Here is a 6,569-nt window from a genome sequence, read left to right as displayed (position 1 = left end):
CGAGGAGATGGGCAAGGCCGGCGCCAAGAAGATGATCGACGAGGGCCTGTTCGAGCGCTTTCCGTGCGACGCGGTCTTCGGGCTGCACAACTTCCCCGTCGGCGACGTCGGCCGCTTCGCGCTCAACGAAGGTGCGCTGATGGCGTCGAGCAACACCTACAAGATCACCGTGCGCGGGCGCGGCACGCACGCCTCGATGCCGCACACCGGCATCGACCCGGTGGCCGCGGTGGTCACGCTGGCGCAGCAACTGCAGACCATCGTGGCGCGCACCATTCCCAGCACCGAGCGCGCACTGTTGGCGGTCACGCAACTGCAGGGTTCGGATGCGCCGAACGTGATTCCCGATGTGGCGACGGTGGGCGGCACGATCCGCACCTTTTCCATCGAGGCCATCGACAAGCTCGAGGCGCGGCTGCGCGAAGTGGCGGCCGGCGTGGCGGCGGCGCATGGCTGCACGGCCGAGGTGTACTTCAACCGCTCCTCGCCGCCGACCGTGAACCATCCGGCCGAGGCGCGCTTTGCCGCCGGCGTGATGCGCGAGGTGGTGGGCGACGACATGGTCACCGACAACTTCCCCGCCGTGATGGGCGCCGAAGATTTCGCCCACATGCTGCTCGCGCGGCCCGGCTGCTACGCCTTCCTGGGCAATGGCGACGGCGACCACCGGCTCGATGGCCACGGGCCCGGCCCTTGCATCATCCACAACACCTCGTTCGACTTCAACGACGAGATCATCCCGATCGGTGCCAGCTACTTCGTGAAGCTGGTGCAGCGCTGGTTGCCGTCGGGCGCCTGAAACACGACTTTTTTGTTGACGATGAAAGCGGCCACCTCGATGACTTTTCCCCTGTTCACCCGACGTTCGCTGGCTGCGCTTGCAGCCGCCGTGGCCCTGGGCGGCCTTGGTGCCGCGCACGCGCAGCAGCGCGTGATTCACATCATCGTTCCCTTCGGCACGGGCGCCGTGCAGGACACGGTGGCGCGCGCCTTCAACAACGAGCTGGGCGTCGCGCTCGGCGGCAGCGCCATCGTCGAGAACCGCGCGGGCGCGGGCGGCACGGTGGGCGCGGCGGTGGCGGCCAAGGCGCCGGCCGACGGCAACACGCTGGTGCTGGCGGCGGCCAGCCACAACATCGCGGGCTTCCTGTACAGCAAGCTGCCCTACGACCCGCTGAAGGACTTCGTCGGTGTGGCCAACGTGGGCAATGCGGGCTACGTGCTGGCGGTGGCCAGCGGCATGAACGTGGCAACCACGGCCGACTTCATCAAGGAGGTCAAGGCCAACCCCGGCAAGTACAACTACGCCTCGGCCGGCAACGGCAGCGCCACGCACCTGGCGATGGCGTCGTTCCTGGCGAAGGCGGGCCTGCAGATGACGCACATCCCGACCAAGTCGACCGGCGAGGCCGTGAACGAGGTGCTCGCGGGCCGCGTGCAGGCGGTGATCTCGTCGAGCATCGGCGTGATGGGCTTCCAGGACGACGCGCGCGTGAAGCTGCTGGCCTCCACGGGCCAGGCGCGCAGCCCCTTCCTGCCGAAGCTGCCGACGGTAGGCGAGAGCGGCCTGCCGGGCTACGCCTTCGATTCGTGGATTGGCCTCCTGGCGCCGGCGGGCACGCCGAAGGCCGAGGTCGAGCGCATCAACGCGGCGGCCAACAAGGTGCTGGCCGATCCGGCGATCCAGGAACGCTTCAAGCGCCTGGGCGTGGAGCCGCGCAGCCAGAGCGCCGAAGCCTTCCAGAAGCTGCTGCGTGCGGATTGGGATGCGATGGGGGCGGTGGTGAAGGCTTCGGGGGCGAAGGTCGACTGACCTTCTTGTTGTTGTCCGGGTGGGTGCTCCTGTTCGGGGCGCGTGCCCGGGCCACCGGGTACTTCCCTCCGCGAATGTCCCCCGGGGCTGCGCCCCTCCTCCTTGATTTCGCTGCGGGAAGCACCCAGTGTCCCGGGCACGAGGGCACGCTGTGGGTTCTTCGCCGATCAACCACCGCACTGACCCGATCACGTCGATGGGGTGCCTTGCGCAGCGAAATCAAGGAGGAGGCCGCAGGCCGGGGGACATTCGCGGAGCAAGGTGCCCCGTCGGCGGGATCGCGCCCCGAACGGCCCGTTCGTTCACAGATATCACAGAACCCCAGCGACCGAAAGAGCGCTTGCCCCACAGATATCTACAAGATATGTACTTAATATATTTAAACTGGGGCAGGTCTCCATGCAGCCGGGCCCTGTCGTTTTTCATTGTTCCCAACCCTAGGAAGAAGCATGAAGTCACAAGCAGGCATGGTTTCCTCACTCAGTCTCGCGGGCCTGGTCGCCCTGGCCGTGGCCAGCCCCGCGCAGGCCCAGGAGCAGGTGGTCAAGATCGGCCACAGCGGTCCGCTGTCGGGTCCCAACGCCTTTGCGGGCAAGGACAATGAAAACGGCATCCGCCTGGCCATCGAGGAGCTCAACGCGAAGAAGCTCAGCGTCGGCGGCAAGACGCTGAAGTTCGAGCTGGTCTCCGAAGACGACCAGTGCGACGCCAAGACCGGCGTCAGCGTGGCGCAGAAGTTCGTCGACGACGGCATCAAGTTCGTCATGGGCCCGTACTGCTCGGGCGTGGCCATTCCGGCCTCGCGCATCTACAGCGACGGCGGCACGCTGGTCTCCACCGTGGGCACCAACCCGAAGGTCACGCAGGGCGGCTACAAGAACCTGTACCGCATCATCGCCAGCGACAACCAGATCGGCGGCGCCATGGCCGTATACGCGGCCAAGGAACTGAAGGTGAAGAAGGTCGGCGTGATCGACGACCGCACGGCCTTCGGCCAGGGCCTCGCCGAAGAGTTCACCAAGGAGGCCAAGAAGCAGGGCCTCACCATCGTGGGCCAGGAGTTCACCACCGACAAGGCCGTGGACTTCACCGCCATCCTGACCAACATGAAGGGCAAGGCGCCCGAGGCGATCTTCTTCGGCGGCTACGCGCCGCAGGCCGCGCCCATGGCACGCCAGATGAAGCAGCTGGCCGTGCCCGGCAAGCTGCTGGGCGGCGACACCGTGTGCAGCCCGGCCACCGGAAAGATCGGCGGCGACGCGGTGAACGACCTGGTGTTCTGCGCGCAGGGCGGCTCCATGCTCGAGAAGGCGCAAAGCGGCCCGGCCTTCAAGGAGAAGTTCAAGAAGCGCTTCAACGTCGATCCCGACGCGTACGCCGCCTCGTACTACGACCAGGTGCTGTTCATCGGCGAGTCGATGAAGAAGGCCAACGCCATCGACCCCGACAAGGTCGGCGCCGAGCTCTACAAGGCCACCTACAAGGGCGTGGCCGCCACCTACGCGTACGACGACAAGGGCAACATGAAGCAGGCGCCGATCACCGTCTTCACGTTCAAGAACGCGGCCCCCGTGCCCATTGCCAGCTACTGAGTGAGCCCCACACCCATGCAACGCATCCAGGTCATCGACTCGCACACGGGCGGCGAGCCCACGCGCCTTGTGATCGGCGGCTTTCCCGATCTGGGAAAGGGCTCCATGGCCGAGCGCCGCGCGCTGCTCGCAGATCAGCACGACAGGTGGCGCGCGGCGGCCGTGCTGGAGCCGCGCGGCAGCGACGTCGTGGTCGGCGCGCTGCTGTGCGAGCCGGTGTCGCCCGATGCGGCGGCTGGCGTGGTCTTCTTCAACAACGCCGGGTATCTGGGCATGTGCGGCCACGGCACCATCGGGCTGGTCGCGAGCCTGGCGCACATGGGGCGCATCGGCGTGGGCGAGCACCGCATCGAGACGCCTGTCGGCACGGTGACGACCACGCTGCATGAAGACGGCTCGGTGAGCGTGCGCAACGTGCCCGCGTACCGGCACCTGCACCAGGTGGCGGTCGAGCTGCCGGGCCACGGCACGGTGCGCGGCGACGTGGCGTGGGGCGGCAACTGGTTCTTCCTCGTGAGCGAGCACGGCCAGCGCGTGGCGAGCGACAACCTCGCGGCGCTGACCGACTACACCGCCGCCTTGCGCAAGGCGCTGGCGGCGCAGGGCATCACGGGCGCGAACGGCGCGGAGATCGACCACATCGAACTCTTCGCGAACGATGACGAAGGCGCCGACAGCCGCAACTTCGTGCTGTGCCCCGGCAACGCCTACGACCGCTCGCCCTGCGGCACCGGCACCAGCGCCAAGATCGCCTGCCTCGCGGCCGACGGCAAGCTCGCGCCGGGCGCGGTGTGGCGGCAGGCCAGCGTGATCGGCAGCGTCTTCGAGGCGAGCTACGCGATGGACGGCGACCAGGTCATTCCCACGCTGCGCGGCCGCGCGCACATCAGTGCCGAGGCCACGCTGCTCATCGACGACGAAGACCCCTTCGGCTGGGGCATCCGCCTCTGACACCGGGGCGCATGGACGTGGACGTCATCGTCATCGGCGCCGGCATCGTCGGCGCGGCGTGCGCCCATGCGCTGGCGCAGGCCGGGCGCCGCGTGCGCGTGCTCGATGCACGCCTGGGCGGTGCCACCGGCGCGGGCATGGGCCACCTCGTGGTGATGGACGACAACGCGGCCGAACTCGAGCTCAGCCGCCACTCGGTCGCGCAATGGCGCGCCCTTGCGCCGCGCCTGGGCGCCGGCTGCGCCTACAGCCCCTGCGGCACGCTTTGGATCGCGGCGAACGACGAGGAAATGGCCGAGGCCGAACGCAAGCAGCAGCGCCTGAGCGCGCTCGGCATCGAGAGCCGGCTGCTGGGCGCGGCCGAACTCGCGCGCGCCGAGCCCGCGTTGCGCCCCGGCCTGTCGGGCGCGCTCGAAGTGCCGGGCGACGGCATCCTCTATGCACCGAATGCGGCGCGCTGGCTGCTCGCGCAGCACGCGGCATTGGTGCATGTCGAACACGCGAAGGTCGAGGCCATCGAGGACGACGGCACGCTGCGCCTGGCCGACGGCAGCCGCCGCCACGCGCCGCAGGTCGTGCTCGCCAACGGCATCGAGGCGACGACGCTGTGCCCCGAGCTGCCGATCCGCCCGAAGAAGGGCCACCTGCTCATCACCGACCGCTACCCGGGCACGGTGCGCCACCAGCTCGTCGAACTCGGCTACGTGACCAGCGCGCACCACAGCGACGGCGACTCGGTCGCCTTCAACGTGCAGCCGCGCCCCACGGGGCAGCTGCTGGTCGGCTCGTCGCGCCAGTTCGACACGACCGACCTGGCCGTGGAGGTGCCGATGCTCGCGCGCATGCTGCAGCGCACGCTCGACTACCTGCCGGGGCTCGCCGACCTGAACGCCGTGCGCGCGTGGACTGGCCTGCGCGCCGCCTCGCCCGACGGCCTGCCGCTGCTGGGCAGGCATCCGTGGCGCGAGAAGCTCTGGCTCGCGGTCGGCCACGAGGGGCTGGGTGTGACCACGGCGCCGGGCAGCGCGCACGTGCTCGCGGCGCTGATGACCGGCACGGCGCCCGACTTCGACGCCGCGCCATATGCGCCGCGCGGCCTGCGGGAGAGGGCATGAGCGATCGGACGCAACTGCACATCGATGGCCAGCTCGTGCGCGTGAAAGCGGGCAGTTCGGTCGCCGCCGCCTTGCGCATCGCCGGCGGCATGGGCGCGGCGCGCACCTCGGTCACGGGCCAGCCGCGCGCGCCGTTCTGCGGCATGGGCGTGTGCCAGGAATGCCGCGTGCAGATCGATGGGCGGCGCCGCCTCGCCTGCCAGACCGTGTGCGCCGAGGGCATGCGCGTGGAGACCACGGCATGAGCGGCGTGGCGATCGACGCGTGCGATGTGCTGGTCGTCGGCGCGGGCCCGGCGGGCATGGCCGCGGCCGTAGCGGCGGCGTCCAGTGGCGCGTCGGTCGTGGTGATCGACGACAACCCCGCACCCGGCGGACAGATCTGGCGCGACGGCCCCGGCGCGTCGCTGCCCCCGGAGGCACGCCGCTGGCGCGAGGCGCTCGCACGCCACGCGAACCTGCGCGTGCGCAGCGGCACGCGTGTGGTCGCTGCGCCTGCTTCGCATGAACTGCTGCTCGAAGACGCCGAGGGCGCGACGCGCATGCGATGGACAAAGCTCATCCTGTGCACCGGCGCCCGCGAGCTGCTGCTGCCCTTCCCCGGCTGGACGTTGCCCGGCGTGACGGGCGCGGGCGGGCTGCAGGCACTGATCAAGGCGGGCTTGCCGGTCGAGGGCGAACGCATCGTCGTCGCCGGCAGCGGGCCCTTGCTGCTGGCCGCCGCCGCCACGGCCAAAGCCGCGGGCGCGCAGGTGCTGCGCATCGCCGAGCAGGCGTCGTTCGCTTCGGTCGCGGCCTTCGGTGCCAGCCTCGTGCGCTGGCCCGGCAAGGCCGTGCAGGCGCTCACGCTGGCCGATGCGAACTACCGCACCGCGTCGCGCGTGGTCTCGGCGCAGGGCACGACGCAGGTCGAATCGGTGCGGCTGCGCCAGGGCAGCCGCGAGGTCGAGATGGCCTGCGACCGCATCGCCTGCGGCTTCGGCCTCACGCCCAACACGCAGCTGGGCCAGCTGCTCGGCTGCGCGCTCGCGGGGCCGGGGCTCGCGGTCGATGCGCTGCAGGCCACGAGCGTCGCGGACATCTACGCGGCGGGCGAATG

General features: G+C 69.9%; 7 protein-coding genes. All 7 read left to right on the top strand.

What is annotated here, in order from left to right:
- Positions 1 to 799: amidohydrolase (locus VBO01S_RS30295; RefSeq protein ID WP_062482633.1), on the top strand; the 799-nt coding region annotated here is incomplete at its 5' end.
- Positions 800 to 838: 39 nt separating this feature from the next.
- Positions 839 to 1,813 carry a tripartite tricarboxylate transporter substrate-binding protein gene (locus tag VBO01S_RS30290; protein ID WP_174543716.1) on the top strand — a complete coding sequence of 325 codons (975 nt, stop codon included), beginning with the start codon at positions 839 to 841 and terminating at the stop codon, positions 1,811 to 1,813.
- Positions 1,814 to 2,262: 449 nt separating this feature from the next.
- On the top strand, positions 2,263 to 3,405 hold the full coding sequence (locus VBO01S_RS30285; RefSeq protein ID WP_062482625.1) for a branched-chain amino acid ABC transporter substrate-binding protein: 1,143 nt from the start codon (positions 2,263 to 2,265) through the stop codon (positions 3,403 to 3,405).
- A gap of 15 nt (positions 3,406 to 3,420) precedes the next feature.
- A complete protein-coding gene (locus VBO01S_RS30280; RefSeq protein WP_062482631.1) occupies positions 3,421 to 4,356 on the top strand; it encodes a 4-hydroxyproline epimerase in 936 nt (311 codons plus the stop codon).
- An 11-nt stretch (positions 4,357 to 4,367) separates the two neighbouring features.
- Positions 4,368 to 5,471, top strand: a complete 1,104-nt coding sequence (locus tag VBO01S_RS30275; protein ID WP_062482622.1) for an NAD(P)/FAD-dependent oxidoreductase — start codon at positions 4,368 to 4,370, stop codon at positions 5,469 to 5,471.
- A complete protein-coding gene (locus VBO01S_RS30270) occupies positions 5,468 to 5,716 on the top strand; it encodes a (2Fe-2S)-binding protein (RefSeq protein ID WP_062482619.1) in 249 nt (82 codons plus the stop codon). Before VBO01S_RS30275 ends, VBO01S_RS30270 begins: the two co-directional genes overlap by 4 nt.
- The coding region (locus VBO01S_RS30265) for an NAD(P)/FAD-dependent oxidoreductase (protein WP_062482617.1) at positions 5,713 to 6,569 on the top strand (857 nt) is incomplete at its 3' end. The genes VBO01S_RS30270 and VBO01S_RS30265, both read left to right, overlap by 4 nt.

Origin of the sequence: Variovorax boronicumulans NBRC 103145 (genome assembly GCF_001591345.1) — a bacterium.
Taxonomy (GTDB): domain Bacteria; phylum Pseudomonadota; class Gammaproteobacteria; order Burkholderiales; family Burkholderiaceae_C; genus Variovorax; species Variovorax boronicumulans.
Note: the sequence above shows the minus strand (reverse complement) of the source record. Positions and strands in the feature narration are given on the sequence as shown.